The following is a 19,198-nucleotide window of genomic DNA, read 5'->3' as shown; positions in this document are numbered from 1 at the left end:
ATGTAGGGGATGGCGATGCAATTGTGTGAGAGCGACGGTAGATTTACCTGCCGTACCCGGTGGGAAACTGCAGAAGGCGTTTGATTAATTGTGGCGAGGGAGCTTGCTCCCGCTGGAGTGCGAAGCGCTCACAAAAGGGCTGCTTCACAGCCCAGCGGGAGCAAGCTCCCTCGCCACGATTCATCCGCACGGATATGCGGCGGTTAGTTCAGCAAGTCGGTCCAAGGTACGTTGCGCACCGGTCCGAGGGTAAAACCCACCCCTTGCAGCGCCAGGTTGCCGTTGTAGAACCGATCCTGGGCGAACGCCCCGGACCACTTCTCACGCAGCGCCGCAAGCGCCTGCGGCGTACTCGCCAGCACGCCGGGCTGGATCACTTGCACATGCGGCGTCCATACCGTCAGATAACCTGCCTGGCCAACCCGGAGGCACAAGTCGACGTCACCCAGCGCATCGTCGAACAATGCCGTATCAATGCCGTCGGCCGCTTCGAACAATTGCTTGGCAATCATCAGGCAGGCGAAAGACACCGCCGAACAGTTCTGCTCGACTACCAACCTGTTCATGTAGCCCCGGGCGGTCTTCGGCTCACCGACGAAAGCCGAGCCGACTGTGTCGTTCAGTCCCAGGATCAGGCCAGCCTGGGCGATGCTTCCATCGCGCTCGACCAGCTTGGCGCCGACCACGCCGACCTCCGGGCGCAACACTTGATTGAGCAGCGATTCGATCCAGTTGACGTTGACCACTTCGCTGTCGGCCGCCAGTGTCACCAAATAGTCGCCCTTGGCTTCCTGGCTCGCAGCGTTGATCAAAGTCCCCGTCGCGACGCCCGCGTCGATATCGAGCAACCGAACGCGACTGGCCTGGTGCCCCTGGCCGCCGAGCCAGGTACTCAGGGGGGGATGGTTTGCGGCCGCGGTAGGAACCAGCACTTCGTAGCGCTGATATCGGGTGCGCTGCAGCACGCTGAGCAAGCACCGCTGTAGCGCCGTCAGGTCACCGATGCCATGGACAACGATCGCCACCATGGGGCGGTCGGCAAAGCGATAATCGATTTTGTGCGTCCCGGGCACGGCCGCGCTCACGTCGGCTTGATAGCCACGTACCGCCAGGTGACGCAGCAATGTCTTGCGCTCATCGGCATTGTCCTCCACCGGCGCCGCCTGGCAAATCAACAGTGGCTCATCCAGGTGGGCAAGCCCCTCCAGGCCGTCCTGCTCGATCAGGCGCAACAGCAGGTCGAACTCCATCGCGTTCTTGAATTCACGCGAGTAACCGCCGAGCTTCACCAGCGTCTCGCGACGGATCAGCCAATGGCGGGCCATCAGCGTCGGATTGCTTTGCAGCAAGTCCAAGTTGAACCCAGGCCGGAACACTTCAGCCAAGGTCCCATCAAGCTGGCGCTGGAACTCGTCCATTGCCACGGCCTGGCACTGCGCAGCGTCCAGCAGTTCCACACCCGCACGGAACAGACCCGCCGGTGTCAGCTCATCGCCGGCCTCGGTCATGACCATCCAATCACAATCGCTCAGGTTAACCACCTGATTGATTTTGTCGACGTAATTGCTTTCGTTGACTTTGACAAAATGCAGGACATTCTGTGGCGTCGTCTCGGCCGGCAGGTCACCGGTGGTGAACACCACAATCTTGAACGCCCGGCAGTAGCCATTGATGATGCTGTCGAAGGAAGCCTGCATCTTGAAAACATCGGCGTCCAGATCCAGGATCAAAATGCCGAACGTAGGACCACCGTTGCGAGCAGCCAGGTATTTGGAAACTTTCTGGGCTTCACTGGCGCTCGGTTCACGCGCCTCGAGCCATCGCAGCAATTGACCGGAGCGCGTGGCGTCGAACAATCTCGCGGTATTATCAAACCCCGCCGCGTCGAGTCGCAGCTTCCACGCCTCTAGCATCTGCACGTAGCGCTCGTCGCCCTTGGCCTGCATGAGCCCCAGGAGTTGCTTCACCAGATCCTGGTTGAAGGCATAGCTCAGGAAAGCTCTCGCCAACTGTTCATCAAGCGGCTCGGCACTCGTGTTGCGCTGGGGGCGGGACAATTCCTTCTGCTTGAGCATGACCGCTTCCAGCTCTTTCAACTGCACCTGTCCACTTGGCGCTACATGAATCAAGAACTCCAGTTTGGTGAGCACGTTAAAAAAAGCCTGGTTATAGAACGGTAACTCGACGTATTGGGTCGGCTCGAAACGACGAACCGGTTCGCCCCGCCGTGAATCCCAGATCGACTCGAACAGTTTTCCGGCCTGCGGCACCGAACGTTCATCCAGCTTCTTGACGATGGCCCTGGCGTGTTCTCGCACCGAAGCATCCGTGCCTAAGGAACAGGCCAAGGCCGCAGCCATACGCTCCTGTTCCGCGACCGCACGCAAGTCTTGAGAACTAGGCGCCATCACGACCGCGCTCTGCGGCTTCGCCACACGACTGCGCTCATGCACACCATAGGCGATGTCGAGCAAGCGGACCCTTGCATCCGCCACCAAACCATAAGAATGGCCAGCCTCCTGCAGCCGCGGGTCAAAACCTGAGGGCAACGAAGCGTAACTGCGCCGCAGGGTTTCAGTGCGCGTCAGTGCGCTCATCAGTGACGGACAATCCTCAGCAAACACCGCCAGCCGAGCTTCGGCCGATGCGTCGGAGTAATCTTCGCAGCCCTTGCGGTCGAGCAAGTAATAGTCGACACGGTCAGCATGGGCCTCGAACGCCAGGCTGTAGCCTTGGCAGGCGCCGTATTCAGCATTCGCCTCCAGGAAACTCAACGATTGTTCGAGCGCCTGGAGCAGCAGAAAACTCTCGGCATCGGCAATCGCCAGGTAAGGCGTGGCAACGTGCTCGACGGCCTGACGAACCTTGTCGCCGAAGCCACTCGCCTCAGGCGCATGCAAGAACTGCACCCCGGGGAATGCCGTCGAAATATCGGCATCGATCCGGCTTGATGAGTCGATCACCAACACGGCGAACGAACTGGCGCGGTAGTAGCGCAACGCCCGCCGCAGGGCGGTCGACTGGTCATGAGCCAGCAGTACCAGCGTAAACCGTTCATCCAACGGCGCGGTCGTTCCTGTTGGGACATTGCTTTGCATATTAATTCCTTAACGAGTGGATGGCCGCATTAGCGACACCGTGAGTTTCGCGATGGAAACGCCTCAATCCGGTAGCCAACCATTGGCCCAGTACTGCAAGTTATCGCCGCGCAAGATAAAGTCGCGTAGCACCACTTCACGTAATTCGTCGCCCATCCGGTAACTGGCAACCGGGTCTGCCAGATGCATGCGGATCGCCTCAAGCCATTCTTCGGTGCTGTTGGTAAGGACCCGAGTGCAAGGCAGGTGCCCCCTATAAGCTTCGGTATCCGAACAGATGACCGGGTACCCGCACGCACCGTACTCCAACAAGCGCAGGTTGCTTTTGCAGTCGTTGAAAATATGAAATTCCAACGGCGCCAAGGCCAGGTCGAGGTTCAAGCTGGCAAGTTTTGCCGGATAAAGTGCCAGGCTCACGCCAGGATGAAACTCATGGACATAGGGCTTGAGCAAATCGGGGCACATGCCAAAGAAAACCCATTCAACTTCATCGGCCAGTTCCCGAACGACATCGGCGATGAGCTCCAGGTCGCCACGATGGCTGGTACCACCGCCCCAACCGATACGCGGCTTGCTTGAGGTTGCACGCTGGCTCCGGAGCTGGTTCCACAGGCCGGCCGCCAGCATGTTGGGCACCACGCGGATGTCGTGATGCATGCTGGACAAGACGTCCGCCAGTGGATGGGTGGACACCACGACCCGATCGCACTGGGCGATCCCTTGGCGGAGCAAGTCCTCGAGGTTGTCCGGCATATTGCGACGGTGTTCGTTTTTTTCCGGAACCCTGGCAATGTAGTCATCCAATTCGTAGATGCGCATGGCATTGGAGTAGGTCTTGACTTGAGCGATGTCCTTGAATTTACCGACGTTATAGCGACCTTGAAGAATGATCACATCCGGTGACTGGCGTTCAATGTCGATGATCGAAGGCGTATCGTAGGCAACGCGCCCGACGATTCGACCCGCCGCTTCCAGTTCGAACAGCGGCTGGCTAACCCGGTAATGTCCCACCGCCGAGGTGTTGATTGCCATCCCGAGGATCGAAGGAACGTTGCGGGTGATCAACGGATTCCAGCCGGTACGTGGCCCGGGTTCAAGGCTGAAGCTTTTCCCAGTCAGGGTCAGGTTACGATTGTAGGCGGGATCGTTGGCGATCCTGCGTAGCCAGCGCTGATAAAAAGCCTCTTGTTCGCGCTCCAGGCGCTCCTTCCACGAAGGATCACGACTGGCCTCGACGCCGGACGCCAGCACGACATCGCTGTAGGGTGTGGTGACGATCAGGTAACCGTTTTTTCCGACCTGCAGGCACAACTCCAGCGAATTGATGCGCTGCGTTGTGATCGACTCATCGAACCCGCCAACTTCCTCCAGAACTTGCTTGCGCACCAATAGGCAGTGGTCGCCGACGGCGCTCCAGTTTTGCACCGTCTGCAAGCGTTGCATATAGCCGCCAGACGCCACCGATTCGTTGACGAACGCCCTGCCCGCCAACCCGCCCAACCCCATGATCATACCGGAGTCGATGACCCGACCTTGCTGGTTCAGCGTGCGAGGCCCCACGATACCGACCTCGGGACGTTGCCCATGATTGAGCAGTTCATCCAGCCATGCGGCTTCCAGCGCGATGCAACTGGGGTTGAGCAACAGCAGGTATTCGCCGCGGGCCTGTTGCAAGGCGAAGTTGCGGAGTACCGCTTCGCTGCTGCTCCCCGGATGTAAGAATATCCGCAACTTTTCACTGCCCAGCTCGGCCATCGCCCTCAGCCAATGCTGCAACTCGGGGGCTTCACTGGCGTTGTCGACAATGATGATCTCGTAATATGGATACGCGGTCGTACTGAGCAGACTGTTGACGCAACGTTCCAGCGCACTCAGGTCATCCTTGACGCTGATGACAATCGACACCAGCGGACGCTCGGCGAATAGGTATTCAATGCGCGGAACCAACGCGAGGAGCGGCCCGGGGTGAAGCCGGTGCTGCACGCCGATACGCTGCAGATGCGCGCCGATCAGCCGCGTGTTTTGCTCGATGACCTCCGACAGCGACAGCCATTGGGCAAACGAAAACGTCGACTCGACCTGGACTTCAGGGATATGACCAATTACTTGCGGCCCGTCCGTTTCCACGAGTCGCCAGATCAAGTCATGGGGCGCCAATTCGCCCAAGCTCGAATCAAATCCGCCCGAGGCCAGGAATCGATCACGCTCGAAAGCCAGTGTCCGACCAACGTAGGGATAGCCACGCATCAGGTCGAGGTTGAAGTCGGGCTTGAAGATAGGCTCTGCCGATTTGTCATCCACTAGCGCGCCTTCATCGCTGTAGATGCAGGCAGCACTCGGCGAGCTGACAATCCGGTCGGCCATTATCAGGAGCGCAGATTCGGTCAAGCGATCGCCGGCACGCAGCAGGTAGAACCAATCGGCGCCGTCCAGTTGAGGCAACAGCCCATTGAGCTGCTGCGTCCAGTCAGCTTGCAGGCGAAGGCGCAGGACATGGTTGTCCACCGCCTGGCCACCGTTGGACAGCAGCAGCACCGATTCGCAGGCATAGGCCTGGGCCGCGATACTCTGCAGGGTAATATCCAGCGCATAAGAATCGTCCTGTTCATCGATGATCACAGGGACGATCTTCGGGCGGTAGGCCCAGCGCGCGATCTGCCGGGACAAGACTTGCTTGCGCAATGGACTGAAGTGCCGGCATTCCAACCACTGCACATAGAGGTCCGCGTAGCTTTCGATGTCCGTGCCGACTTGCGAGCCGATGACGCCCTGGCGAGTCGCAATCACCGAGTAGACGTTGAGTTCTTCCCATTCGGGCGCCCCTGGCTCCCTAGGCTGCCCCAGCGCCTGGTAACGCACCCAGCCACTGGCTGGCGCCGGCTCGCCGCTGCGCTGGGCGAGCATTTCCTTGAGCCATGTCAGTTCCACCGTAGCCGCTTCAAGCATTTTGGCCTGACGCGCCAGGCGGTCCGGATGCAAGCGCTGGCCGCTTCCCTCGGCGTATAGCTGGACCAGGTTACCCCGGCGCAGCAGGCAGATGAACAAGGCAAAATCAAGGACCGCCTCGAAGCCTTCACCGGGCCGCGCCAACGCTGGCAGCAAAGCCTCGACATCGGTACGGCGCATCATTGCACCACTTAAACCGCCAAGAATGTTACGGGTGATTTTTTCAAAATACGCCAGCATGTCGCTGCCGTTGAACAGCGCATCGAACTGCGTGATGCCGGTGTTTTCAACACGGACCGGCAAGGCGTAGCTGTCTGCATCGATCAAATGATGCTTGTTGATCACCAGCGATACTTGGGCATGCTCCTGCAGGATGGCCGCCTGTTGGCTGACGCAGAACGCCAGCAACTGGTCATCATCGCAGAGAAACTTGAGGTACTCGCCCCGGGACTCTTCGAGGCAGCGCAACAGGTTCTGCTGGAACCCCAGTCGGGTCGGGTTGCGCAGGTAGCGCACTGCAACATTAGAGCCTGCGCCAAGTTCCTGGACAATCCGCTCGACTTCATCGGTGCGGCAATCGTCGCAGATGACAATCTCAAGGTTCTCGTAGGTTTGCTCGAGCGCGCTTTGCAAGGCGAGGCGGAAAAAGCGTGAGTGGTACGCGGGGATGGCAATGCTGACAAGAGGAGCTGATTTCACACGCATGGCTCTCAACGGCAGGCGCCAACTCAGGCGAGAGCAGGACGTCCTGAATCGTATAAAGGAACGGGTTGGGGACCGCTTATAGCGTCACGGTCCCCGCCCTGGATCACACTTTATTGAACAAACCCAATTGAGCGATCTTGCTGAACGCCAACTGAGACGCTTGAAGCATAGTCTGCTGCAAGGTCAGGCGCGTCATCACTTCCGCCGGGTCGGAGTCACGAATCGCCGACTGGGTTTGCGAGTTGGCGAGGACGAAGCTCTGGTTGGTATCGCTCTGGGTATCGAGCGACTGGCCACGCCCGCCGACCGAACTCAATGCGCTGGTCAAGTGGTCGGTGCCGCTGGCCAGGTTACCGATACCCGAAGCCAGCGCCGCATTCAGCTTCTGAAGGGCGATGTTGTTGCCATCGGCCGGGGTGTTCAAGGCAGTCCGCAACTGGCTCACGGTGTCGAGAATGTTCTGCGTCTCGTGGGTATTGACCGCGATGCTGAACTGATCGTTGGCCGCCGGGGCACCATTGAGGGTGAAGCTCACGCCGGATGCGGTGGCGACGTTGCCCGCCAGGGTGCCGCTGGATACCGGCTTGCTGTCGGCGGTCAGTGGCGCGGCGTACAGGTCGAAATCCGTGGCACTGGTGAACTTCAACACGGCCGAGCCCGTCGGAAAACTGGCGTGGTAAGCCGTCGGATCGGTGATCTGGCTACCCGTGATTTGAGTCAGGGTGGTGTTGCCCGGACTGCGAGCCGGCGTGAAGCTATCCGGTTTGGCTGCCAGGGTGAACGTGTGCCCGGGCAACACTGTACCTGCCACATCGCCAGCTTGAAGGTTGACGTTCAAGGTCAAGTCGACACCGCGAAAGCTTACGGTCTGCCCGGCCTGGTTATTCGGTTCGATGACACCACCCTTGCTGGCTTCGGCGGTCACATCGTTGCCACCCGAGTCAGTGATTTTCAACTGGGTGCCGCTGACGAATTCCACGGTATACGGCTCGCCACCGCGGAACTGGCTGTTGTAGCTGACGCTGGACGACACTTGGCCGTTGGTCAACACCACACGGCCATCATCCACCGGCGGCGCGGTCATGGTGACCTGGGTGCGACTGGTGTTGACCGCTTGCTGAAACACTTCCCAGCCGGTGCTGTTGGTGGCCATCGACATGGTGTCGCCGATCGGCAGGTCCAGGGTCACCTGATCGCCGTTGTAGCTGTAGGTGCCGTCGTCATTGCGGGTGAACGGCACGACATCGCCCTTGGAGCCGGCGAAGATGTATTTGCCGTTCTCATCCTTGGTGTTCATCAGGCTGAGCAGCTGTTCTTCGAGCGAACCCAATTCCGAAGCGACCGCTTTACGGTCTGAGTCAGTGTAGGCGGCGTTACCGGCGCTGACGGCCAGTTCCTTGGCGCGCTGCAGCACGTTGCCGATGCTGTTCATCACCGCTTCGGTGTTGCCCAGGGTCGCCTTGATAGTGGTGACGTTGGCTTCGTACTGCGACAGCATCGAAGCCTGGTTACCCAGTTGCAGCAAGCGCGAAGCACCGACCGGATCATCGGCGGCGGTGTTCACACGCACCAGGCTGCTGGCCTCCTCGCTGCTCTTGACGACCTTGGCGAAGTTTTTCTGATAGTTCGCAGCCGTGCTTTCGTAGAACTGAGAAGTGGAAATGCGCATGGGCTACGGCTCCTTAAAGACTGTTGATCAACGTGCTGAAGATTTGTTGCGCCGCCTTGATGATCTGCGAGGACGCGGTGTAGTACTGCTGGAACTTGACCAGGTTGCCGGTTTCTTCATCCAGGTCCACGCCGGACAACGAATCGCGGGCGTTCTTGGCATTGTCCAGGATCGCGCCGGTGGCGGCGCTGTCGAGCTTGCCCTGGGCGGCCTTGGCGCCGACGCCTTCCACCAGCTTGCCGTAGGCATCGTTCAGGGAAATGCCTTTGCTGGCAGTGTTGGTGTCTACGGTCTTGGCGGTCTGCAAGCCGGCCAATGCCGTACCGTTACGGTTGTCCAGGCTGCCGGGCTGGCTGAGGCTGATATTGATACCCGCCCCTTCCGATGGTGCACCGGCGATCGACATGTCGAACGTGACGGTACGCTGCACCGGCGGTACGGACGAATCCATGATCGGGGCACCCGTGGCGTCCTTGAGCGGAACGCTCAGGCTCAGGGTGTTGCTCTGGCCGGGTATGATCGTACCGCTGCTGATCAAGCCACCCTGGGCATCGCGTAGTTGGTAAGCCTGGCTGGAGCCACCGGCCGACGTCGCGCCGAACACCACCTTGACCGGCATCGAGTTCTTGATGCCGTTCTGGATGATGCTGGTGGTGGCCTCGTCGTAGATGTCCAGCTTGGTGGTCATGGTCGGCTGGCCGCTCGCCGGAATGGTCAGCGTGCCGCTGCCACCTGGCGTGATGGCAGCGCCCAGCGGCGCGGCAATCGCCAGCCGCTTGGAGTCGGTCATCTCGGTCTTGATGCTGCCCGCCGCGTTGCGGGTCGGGGTGATCTTGAACGAATCACCGGCCACCGCCGGGCCACCGCCGAAGGTCAAGGCGAAACCATCGACCACCGGTGGAGGCGTAGTCGCGGTGTTGAACGCCCCCATCGGCGTGTTATCAGGCAAGCGCTGCACAGTGTAGTCGGTAGCGCTGGTGAACGTGATCTTGTAGTCGTTGGTGGTCAGCTTGCCGGTGTCTTCGATGGACACGTTGAAGTTGCCGGACCCGGCGCTGTTGCCCAGCGAGGCGACGCTGCGCTGGCTCATCTGGGCGGCGCTGTTGATGCTGCTGAACAGGTTGGAACCAAACGCACCGTTCTTGTCGATGCCCGAGGCCTGGATGCTGTTCATCTGATCGGCGACGACCAGCGCCACGCGGCCCAGTTCGTTCATCGCGGGGTCGAGCACGGTGCTGCGGTAGCGCATCAGGCCGCCGATTTCACCGCCGGTCATGACTTGGGTGATGTCCATGACGCTGGAGCCGCTGTTGAGCTGGATGCCTATGCGACCTGGGTCGTTCTTGTCCGGCACCGCTTCGAGTTTGTTGGTGATATTGCCCATCACCAGTGGCTGGCCGGAACCCAGGTAGATGTCCAGGCTGCTGCCGTTCTCGACGACCTGAGTGCCAGTGAAGGTGGACAACTGGCGAATGGTTTCGCTACGGGCGTCGAGCAGGTCGTTCGGAGCGCCGCCGGAGTTGGAGACTTCGGCGATTTTCTTGTTCAACTGGGCGACGGTGGTGGCCAGGCTGTTGATCTGGTCGACCATGTTAGACAGGTTGCCGTTGATGTTCTCGTTCTGCGCGGTCAGCTGGCTGGCAACCGAGTTGAAACGGTTGCTCAGGGCTTGGGCATCGCTGAGCAGCAACTGGCGGGAGGCATCGTCGCCCGGCTTGGCGTTGACGTTTTGCACCGAGGCGAAGAACTTGGTCAGTGCGCCATTGAGGCCGGTACCGCTGTCCGACAGCAGGGAATCGAGCGGAGTGATCTGCCCCTGGTAGGCCGCCGCATCGCTGTTGAGCGAGGTGGTGGTCTTCAGTTGTGCTTCAAGGTACGAGTTATAGACCCGGCGCACATCCGCCAGGGTCGTGCCGGAGCCGATGAACACGTTGCCGTACTGGTTCGACGCCTTGGTGGTCTGCACGGTCTGCTGACGCGAATACCCAGCGGTATCGACGTTGGCGATGTTGTTACCCGTGGTCACCAGTGCGGTCTGGCTTGCGGACAGACCCGACATCCCGATATTGAGCAAACTCATGGTTCAGACCTTATAAAGTCGTGGTGGCACCGGCCGAGGCGTAGTTTTGGTAACTCGTCATCTGCCGGGCTATGTTCGAAATCTTGTTGGCGTAGTTCGGGTCGGTGGCGTAACCGGCCTTCTGCAACTCGCGTACAAACTGTTCCGGGTTATCGGCCGACTTCAGCACAGCTTGATAGCGACTGTTGCTTTGCAGCAGGTTCACCAAATCATGGAAGCTGTCGCGGTAAGAGGCGTAGGAACGGAACTCGGCCGTCTCCTTGACCATCTCGCCATTGCGGAATTCGCTGGTGATCGCCCGCGCCGAATCGCCCGTCCAATTCTTGCTGGCCTTGATGCCGAACAGGTTGTGGCTGCTGCTGCCATCGGGCTGGCGCATCACCGATTTGCCCCAACCGGTTTCCAAGGCGGCCTGGGCCACCAGGTAACGAGGGTCGACACCGATGCGGTCGGCGGCTTCCTTGGCCATCGGCAGCATGGCATTGACGAATTCATCGGCATCGCGGAAGGCCTTGCGCGCCGGTGCCAACGGTGGCTGGGCCACGGCGCGACCATAGACCTGCATGTCGCCTTTGGGTTCGGCAGCCTTGAGCGCGGCCAGCCAGTCACCGTTGGCCAGCTCACCGGTAGCAGGCTTGACGGCGGCAACGGCACGATCCGGCAAGACATTCTGCGCCACGGCCTCAGGCTTGACCGACGCCGAAGGCACCAGCCCGGCGAGCAGGCGGTCGGCCAGTTTCGGCGGCAGGGCCAGGCGACGCTGGTTGATCAATTCCATGTCGTTGCGGTGGATGCCCTCGGCTCCTTGCGGCGCGCTCACAGCCCGCGAGGCCCAGAGTGGGCGCTGGCCGTTGCTGCGCGACAAAGGCCCATCGGGCAGCGTTCCGGCCGCCACTGGCGTGGGCACAGGCGCCTTGGCCTTGTCCAACGCATCTTGCTGCTTGGCGGCCGACAAGGTGGCCGCCTCGCCCGAGGCCAGCGGCTTGTTCTTCGACATCTGGCGCAGCAGCACGTCGGCCAGGCCGATACCGCCGCCCTCGCGGGACATCGAAACGGCCAACTGCTGGTCGTACATTTCCTGGTATTGCTTGGCTTCCGGCGTATTCATCGGATTGTCCTTGCCCAGGGCCTCGGTGGCCGAACGCATGGACTTGAGCATTTCGCCGAGGAACAACGACTCGAATTCCTGCGCCACTTTGCGCAGGTTGCCTTCGCTGTTCTTGTCGCCGACCTTGAGCTGGTTCAGGCGATTGAGGTCCGAATAGGACGCTGAATCCCCACTGATCAAGGCGCCTTTGCGCATATCCACCATGACCGCTTTCCTTAAATCACGATCAGGTCGGCTTGCAACGCGCCGGCCTGCTTCAAGGCTTCGAGAATCGCCATCAAGTCACCCGGTGCCGCGCCGACCTGGTTCACCGCCCGGACGATTTCATCCAGGGTGGTGCCCGGGCCGAACTTGAACATCGGCTTGGCTTCCTGCTCGGCATTGACTCGCGAACGCGGGACCACGGCGGTCTGGCCGTTGGACAACGGGCCCGGCTGGCTGACGATCGGGTCTTCGGTGATGGTCACGGTCAGGCTGCCGTGGGTCACGGCGGCCGGCGAAACCTTCACGTTCTGGCCGATCACGATGGTGCCGGTGCGCGAGTTGATGATGACTTTCGCCACCGCCTGGCCCGGATCGACTTCGAGGTTTTCCAGGATCGACAAGTAGTCGACACGCTGGCTCGGATCTAGTGGTGCGGTGACGCGAATCGAGCCACCGTCGATGGCCTGGGCCACGCCTGGGCCGAGCATGTCGTTGATCTTGTCGACGATGCGCTTGGCCGTGGTGAAGTCGGAACGGTTGAGGTTCAGCGTCAGGCTATTGCCCTGGTTGAAACCGCTCGGCACCGCACGCTCAACCGATGCACCGCCAGGGATGCGACCCGCCGACGGAACGTTGACGGTGATCTTCGAACCGTCGCGGCCCTCGGCGTCGAAACCGCCGACCACCAGGTTGCCCTGGGCGATGGCGTAGACGTTGCCGTCGATACCCTTGAGCGGCGTCAGCAACAACGTGCCGCCGCGCAGGCTCTTGGAGTTACCGATGGACGATACGGTGATATCCACTTGCTGGCCGGGCTTGGCGAATGCCGGCAGATCGGCACTGACCGACACCGCCGCGACGTTCTTCAACTGCACGTTGCCGGAACCGGCCGGCACTTTGATACCGAACTGCGACAACATATTGTTGAAGGTCTGCAGGGTGAACGGGGTCTGGGTGGTCTGGTCGCCGGTACCATTGAGGCCCACGACCAGGCCGTAGCCGATCAACTGGTTGGAACGCACGCCGGAAATGCTGGCGATGTCCTTCAAGCGCTCGGCTTGAGCAGTGAAGGCTGCCGACATCACCAGGGCACCGATCAACAGCTGTTTAAGATTCAACCGCTTGAGATTCAACTTGGCCACCTAGAAAGGGAACTTCGGGCTGAGGAAGAAACGGTCGAACCAACCTGGCTGACTCGCATCGGCAAAGGCACCAGTGCCCGAATAGGTGATGCGCGCATCGGCCACGCGGGTCGATGGAACAGTGTTGTCGGTGGAAATGTCATCGGCGCGAACCATGCCGGCAATACGCACCAGCTCATCGCCCGTGTTGAGAGTCAGCCATTTCTCGCCGCGCACGGCAATGATGCCGTTGGGCAGCACATCGGCGACGGTCACGGTGATCGAACCGGTCAGGCTGTTGCTCTGGCCGGACTGGCTGTCGCCCTTGGTGGCGCGGTCAGCACTGTATCCGGCGTTGAGGCTCAGGTCGTTGCTGCCGATCGGGTTGTTGGTGGTCAGGCTCGAACCGAACAACGACGTCAGGCCGACGCTGGTCTCGCTGGTCTTGTCGATCTGCGAATTGGCGTTCTTGCTGGCCTGGGTCCGCTCGTTCAGGGTGATGGTGATGATGTCACCGACCCGGAAGGCCTTGCGGTCGCTGTACAGGTTCTGTTCGAAACCGGCCTGGTAGATCGAGCCATTGTTGGCGGCGGCCGGCAACGGCGTGCGTGGCAACACCGGAGCGTAGTACGGGTCATTGGGCTTGGGCGTTGGCGCGACACAGCCCGCCAGCGCGGTAATCCCACTCAATGCCAGAACAGATACAAAGCGATTCATGACCCTACCTCTTGGTGTTGCAGGCGGCCTCAGGCCGCCCTGTCTACGGATTTTGCGACGCGATTACAGATTCTGCGTGACGAACGAGAGCATCTGGTCGGCGGTGGAGATCACCTTCGAGTTCATTTCGTAGGCGCGCTGGGTGGTGATCATGTTGACCATCTCCTCAACGGTGCTCACGTTCGAGGTTTCCAAGGTGTTCTGCAGCGTGGTGCCGAAACCGTTCAGGCCTGGGGTGCCGACTTGCGGCGCGCCACTGGCGGCGGTTTCCATGAACAGGTTGTTACCCACAGCTTGCAGGCCGGCCGGGTTGATGAAGTCGGCGGTCTGCAGGTTGCCGATCACTTGGGAGGCCGGGTTGCCCGCCACGGTGATGGACACGGTACCGTCACGACCGACGGTGAAGGTCTGGGCATCGTTCGGGATGACAATGGCCGGTTCCAGGGCGAAACCGCTGGCGTTGACGATCTGGCCATTGGAGTCGAGGTGGAAGGTACCGTCGCGGGTGTAGGACGTGGTGCCGTCCGGCTGCAGGATCTGGAAGAAACCGCGACCGTCGATGGCCATATCCAACGGCTGCTCGGTGGTTTGCAGGCTGCCGGCGTTGAAGTTTTTCTGGGTGCCGACGATGCGCACACCGGTACCCACTTGCAGGCCCGACGGCAATTCGCTGTCTTGGGTCGACTGGGCGCCAGGCTGGCGTTTTACTTGGTACAGCAGGTCCTGGAACTCGGCGCGATCACGTTTGAAACCCGTGGTCGAGACGTTCGCCAGGTTGTTGGAAATAGTGGACAGGTTGGTGTCCTGGGCGGACAGACCTGTTTTGGCAACCCAAAGAGCCGGAAGCATTCGATTCTCCTCTTACGCCTGTTTTTCGGCGCAGCGCTGTAATTAATGATTAGATCTGCAAGACCCGAGCCATGGCCTCATCGCCTTCTTTGGCGGTGTTCATCATCTTGACGTGGAGCTCGAATTGCTTGGCCAGGGCCAGCACCGAAGTCATCTCATCCACGGCGTTGACGTTGCTCGCCTCCTGGAAGCCCGACACCAGTTGCACGTTGCCGTCGATGGGCGCCGGCTGGCCGTCCTTGGTGCGGATCGAACCGTCCAAGCCCTTGGTCATATTCTTCAGGTCAGGATTGACCAGCTTGATGCGGTCCACTTCAGCCATCACGCGCGGGCCTTCGCCCATGGCGCGGATGCTGATGGTGCCGTCCTGGCCGATTTCGATTTTCTGCTCCGGTGGCACGGCGATCGGACCGCCATTGCCCATCACCGGCATGCCGTTGCCGGCCCGCAGCACGCCCAGGGCGTCAACGTTGAGGCTGCCGGTGCGCACGTAGCTTTCACCGCCGTCGGGGTTCTGCACGGCCATCCAGCCCGGCCCGCTGACCGCCACGTCCAGGTCGCGACCGGTTTCAACCAGCGCGCCCGGGGTGAAGTCAGTGGCAGGCCGCTCGGACATGGCAAACGCCCGCGCCGGAAAGCTGTCGCCGAACACCGGCATCGAACGTGCCTGCTCCAGGTCTTTCTGAAAACCATTGGTGGAGATGTTCGCCAGGTTGTTGGCATGGGCCCGTTGCGCCAGTGCGTTCTGGCTGGCGCCGGTCATTGCCACATAAAGGTACTTGTCCACTGTCGTTCCTCTGCATGCCGGACGTTTGCCGCCCACTGCTGTGTTGCACAGCCTTAAGCAAATTGCAGACCAACTTTTTTCTGGCGGGCCCAGGCCCGTAAAACAAAGGGCTCGTGGGTTTCGGTGAGGAGTTTGGAAATGAGTCGAAGACGAAAAACCGGCGGTGTCTTGCCGATCAGTGGCAAGTACCGGTCGTTGATCATTGCGCTCCTGCGTGGCGCGGTTCGCGCAAGCTGACCATTGAGTGGTCGGATGAATAAGCGGGCGGCCGGGCGCACTTCCCTGCCGCCGCCCTCAGGCTTCCTTCAGCTGGGCAACCATCCCTGAACCCAGCGCGCAGCACAGGCATCGTCGAAGACCCAGTTATCCAGTATTTGCTTGCGTAGTCGCTCGCTCTGCAGCCGCGAGGCCTGCCGATCTGCCAGGACAGCACTAATCGCCCCAAGCCATTGCTCCTGGCGATCACCCATACGGGTGTTGACGAGATCGCCCAGGTTATCGGCGACATTGCCGCCAATCACACTGTAGCCGCAAGCGCCATACTGCAGGTTGCGGAGCAGACTGTCGCTGTCGTCGGCCAGGCCAAAGCCTTGTGGCGCCAGGACCATCTCCAGGTTGAGACTGGCCAGCACCTCGGGATTGTCGTGAACGCCATCATGGACTTCGCTGGCGAGCGGTCGCAGATAAGCAGGCACATCCCCCCAAAGCACCCACTCCACTTGACCCGCCAACGCCTCCATCAGACTCAGGATCAACGGCTGGAAAAAAGGCTGCGTCGGATCAATCGCGCAGCCTATGCGAGGGATGCCAGATGTCTGGCGCCCGCTGGCCAAGTTGCGCCATTTGCTCCCCAGGCGGGTTTCGAGTACACGAATATCCTGATGCAACCCAGCACAGGCCTGGGCCATCGCAGGCGTCGGCACAACGATGCGGTCGACCAGGCTTGCCGCGTGTTGCAGCGAAGACATCCACCCCGGAACCTGCGATTTCAGCTCATCCAACTCAAGAATCTTGAACGCTTTGGAGAGAACATTGATGTGCTGCATCTGCTCCAGGAGCTGCGAGTCAGCCTGATATTGGAAAACAATGACATCGGGGTTGTAGCGCGCAAGCGTTGTCGCCGGCAGGAGACTGTTGCTGATACAACCTTCGATGTTGCCGCCATCACGCAAAGCAGTGAACGGCTCGACAATACGCAGATTTGCGGCTCTTTCGCACTTCCCTGGGTGCACCAATACCACCGGAAGTGGCCGCCACGACAGCGGTCGCCAAGTCAGTTCGTTAATGGCTTCAAGTTCGAAGCCAGCACCCCGCAGCGACAGGTTACTGTTATAGGCAGGATCATTGGCCAGGACGTCCAGCCATTTGCTCAAGGCGTGATCTTGCTCCATGGCAAAACGTTGACGGTTGAGTGGATCCTTGCCGACGCTTGACCAAGTCGCTCCCCCCTCATGCAAGAGCACGGCATGAGGGGTCCAGACATTCAGATAGCCAAGGTTCGCCACCTTCAGGCAAAGGTCCAAATCGTTGCAGGTGACCTGGAACAACGCCTCATCCATGCCTCCGGCTTCCAGGTAGATCGCCGTGCGGATCATCAGGCACGCCGCGCTGACCGCGCTGGTGTTTTGATCGACGACCAGGCGCTGCATATAACCGCCGCTGCTGGCAGCCTGGTCGATGAAAGGGCTGGCGGCAGGGCCGCGCAGCCCGGTAATCAGGTTTGCATGCTGGAGAGTGCCTGCCGGGGTGATCAGCTTGGCGCCAACAACACCCACTTCCGGACGCAAGGCATGGTTGAGCAGCTCGTCCAGCCAATCATCCTGAATGACCGCCGTATCGTTATTCAACAACACCAGGTACTCGCCGCGCGCCTGGCTGGCTGCCAAGTTATTCATGGCACTGAAGTTGAAAGGATAGGGGAAACGAACGACGCGGACCTTGTCTCCTCCGATCAACTCCATCTCGCTCAGCCAAGAGAGGGCTTCTTCAGCCTCGCTGCCGTTGTCGATCAGGATAATCTCGAAGTACGGATAACGCGTTTTTGACAACAGGCTTTCCACACAACGCTGCAACAGCGGCAACTGGTCCCGGGTCGGAATCAGGATCGACACCAAGGGCTGTTGATCATGGCCGTACTTGATGTGGTAATGCCGGGTCGGCTGCTGCAGGACCCTGGCGTTCGTGTAGCCGCGGCTGTCCAAGTGCCGTTGCAGGGTTTTACGCTCGTCCGGGTTATCGGCCAAGGTCGGCGCGTTGCTGACCACCAGCGGTTCGCTCAGATGGGCAATGCCGTTCATGCTCCCGGTTTCTATCAGTCGCAAGATGAGATCCAACTCAAGCGCCTCGGGCACTTGCGGGTTGTAACCACCGATCTCCAGCGCCAGTTCGCGACGGATCAACCAATGGTTGGCCATGGCCAATGGCAGGCTCAACAGGTAGTCGAGGTTGATGCAGGGGCGCAAGACCGCTTGAGGGCCGTTCTCCGAGCGATACATGCCATCGCAATAAATCATCCGGCAACCATCGGCACCTGGCAGCTCCAGATCGAGCATTAACGTGCCGCCGGGCAGGACCTCATCGCCAGCGGTAAGCAGCATGATCCAGTCGCTGTCGTCTGCCTGCACAATCTCGTTCAGTTCGACGGCGCCGGGGTCGACACAGGTCAGCCAGTGCAGATTGTCGGGAAGATTATCAGGCGTCGGCGAGGTGCTAAGAACCACCATGCGCAAGCTGATCGATGAGCGTGATCGCCACAGCGCAAGACTTTCCAAGGTATCGCTCAAGGCATTGAAATCGCCCAAGGGATCGCGCACCAACAACGTCAGGCTGGTTTGTCCGCTTAGCTGGCGGCGACGCTGGTCGACAAGCTGCTGCTGGATCGGCGTCAGTACACGGGTGCGCAGCCAGTCCTTGACGGAGGGTACGCGAGCATCAATGGCGTGCTGGACGGCAACCTGCTGAGTGATATCGACGAAGCGCTCCAACTGAGGCCAAAAGGCCTTTTCTATGTCCAGCCAGCGCCTGCGCGCCTGCATCACGGTTGCTCGTGCACGCTCCAGTCCGCCGGGCTCACCATAGAGCGCCGCGCCCGCATCGCCGAACTGCTCGATGAAAGGCAGGGTCTTGACGTGACCGCCGGGCATATAGATAACCGGACAACCACAGAGCATGGCCGCCGTGCAGGTCGATGATATCTCGTATGTGTAAAGCGTTGAGGCCGTTCGAAAAATCTGCGCTAGCTGGGCCAGAGTCTTCGGATTGAGCATGCTCAGGACTTCGATATCGTCCGGCAGCATCGAGTAATCGACCTTGGACTTGTCGAAGCGGTGCAAATACAGGTAGTTGCCACTGCGCTGCACCGGCTCGGTTGGCGGCGAGAATAACTCCGAGTCGATGACGGGCAACAGGAGCAGGTCGCTGCTATCACTGCCACCACCGAAATCCTGCGTGTAATAGAAAAACAGGTCTGACTTCTGCACATTGATTGCGCGGCCAGTTAGAAAGCCGTCACGGTTGAGCATGTAACGAACCACGATCGGTGTGCCAATCGGGTTGCCGTCCGTCACTTCGGGATAGACCGCGATCGGTGCCAGGCCGAGCGAGCGATGGCGCTGGCGCAGTTCCTCGGTCAGGATCGGCGTGCGCAGTTTCGGATTCACCTGGCAAGGGGTGAGATAGGCCTCGTAACCGGACAAGTTCAGCACGTGGCAGAGATAATGCAATACGCATACGCCCGAGGAGGTTTCCCGGTAATGGGGCGCACCAATGTAATAAGGGTGACGCGGCTTGCCATGCAGGGACGGGGTAGTCATACAGTTGCCTTGGGGCTGGAGGGGTCGGATTTCTCAGGCGCGGTGTGCGAACCCGGCAGGAATGGGGTCGCGACGACGTAGCCGTTCGCTTGCAGCACTTGC

10 protein-coding genes are annotated in these 19,198 nt (G+C 60.3%); all 10 read right to left on the bottom strand.

Going from position 1 to position 19,198, the window contains the following annotated elements; translation table 11 throughout:
* Positions 1-203: 203 nt before the first annotated feature.
* A complete protein-coding gene (locus JMN22_RS07170) occupies positions 204-3,098 on the bottom strand; it encodes a TIGR00180 family glycosyltransferase (RefSeq protein ID WP_198797716.1) in 2,895 nt (964 codons plus the stop codon).
* A 63-nt stretch (positions 3,099-3,161) separates the two neighbouring features.
* Complete coding sequence (locus JMN22_RS07165) at positions 3,162-6,743, bottom strand: glycosyltransferase (protein WP_198797740.1); 3,582 nt, start codon at positions 6,741-6,743, stop codon at positions 3,162-3,164.
* A gap of 109 nt (positions 6,744-6,852) precedes the next feature.
* Entirely contained in the window at positions 6,853-8,418 is a 1,566-nt protein-coding gene (locus tag JMN22_RS07160; RefSeq protein WP_198797715.1) for a flagellar hook-associated protein 3, read from the bottom strand.
* Positions 8,419-8,431: 13 nt separating this feature from the next.
* Entirely contained in the window at positions 8,432-10,498 is a 2,067-nt protein-coding gene (gene flgK, locus JMN22_RS07155) for a flagellar hook-associated protein FlgK (protein ID WP_198797714.1), read from the bottom strand.
* Between the two features lie 10 nt (positions 10,499-10,508).
* Entirely contained in the window at positions 10,509-11,807 is a 1,299-nt protein-coding gene (flgJ, locus tag JMN22_RS07150; RefSeq protein ID WP_198797739.1) for a flagellar assembly peptidoglycan hydrolase FlgJ, read from the bottom strand.
* Positions 11,808-11,821: 14 nt separating this feature from the next.
* Positions 11,822-12,892 (bottom strand): flagellar basal body P-ring protein FlgI, encoded by a 1,071-nt coding sequence (locus JMN22_RS07145; RefSeq protein ID WP_162488974.1) that lies wholly within the window; start codon positions 12,890-12,892, stop codon positions 11,822-11,824.
* A 60-nt stretch (positions 12,893-12,952) separates the two neighbouring features.
* Positions 12,953-13,648 (bottom strand): flagellar basal body L-ring protein FlgH, encoded by a 696-nt coding sequence (gene flgH, locus JMN22_RS07140; RefSeq protein WP_198797713.1) that lies wholly within the window; start codon positions 13,646-13,648, stop codon positions 12,953-12,955.
* 63 nt (positions 13,649-13,711) lie between these two features.
* Positions 13,712-14,497 (bottom strand): flagellar basal-body rod protein FlgG, encoded by a 786-nt coding sequence (flgG, locus tag JMN22_RS07135; RefSeq protein ID WP_039593104.1) that lies wholly within the window; start codon positions 14,495-14,497, stop codon positions 13,712-13,714.
* Positions 14,498-14,546: 49 nt separating this feature from the next.
* On the bottom strand, positions 14,547-15,284 hold the full coding sequence (locus JMN22_RS07130; protein WP_123342203.1) for a flagellar basal body rod protein FlgF: 738 nt from the start codon (positions 15,282-15,284) through the stop codon (positions 14,547-14,549).
* Positions 15,285-15,589: 305 nt separating this feature from the next.
* Positions 15,590-19,096, bottom strand: coding sequence for a glycosyltransferase family 2 protein (locus JMN22_RS07125; RefSeq protein WP_198797712.1), 3,507 nt, complete (start codon positions 19,094-19,096; stop codon positions 15,590-15,592).
* Positions 19,097-19,198 lie beyond the last annotated feature (102 nt).

The sequence above is a fragment of the Pseudomonas sp. HB05 genome, from assembly GCF_016756915.1.
GTDB lineage: Bacteria > Pseudomonadota > Gammaproteobacteria > Pseudomonadales > Pseudomonadaceae > Aquipseudomonas > Aquipseudomonas alvandae.
Note: the sequence above shows the minus strand (reverse complement) of the source record. Positions and strands in the feature narration are given on the sequence as shown.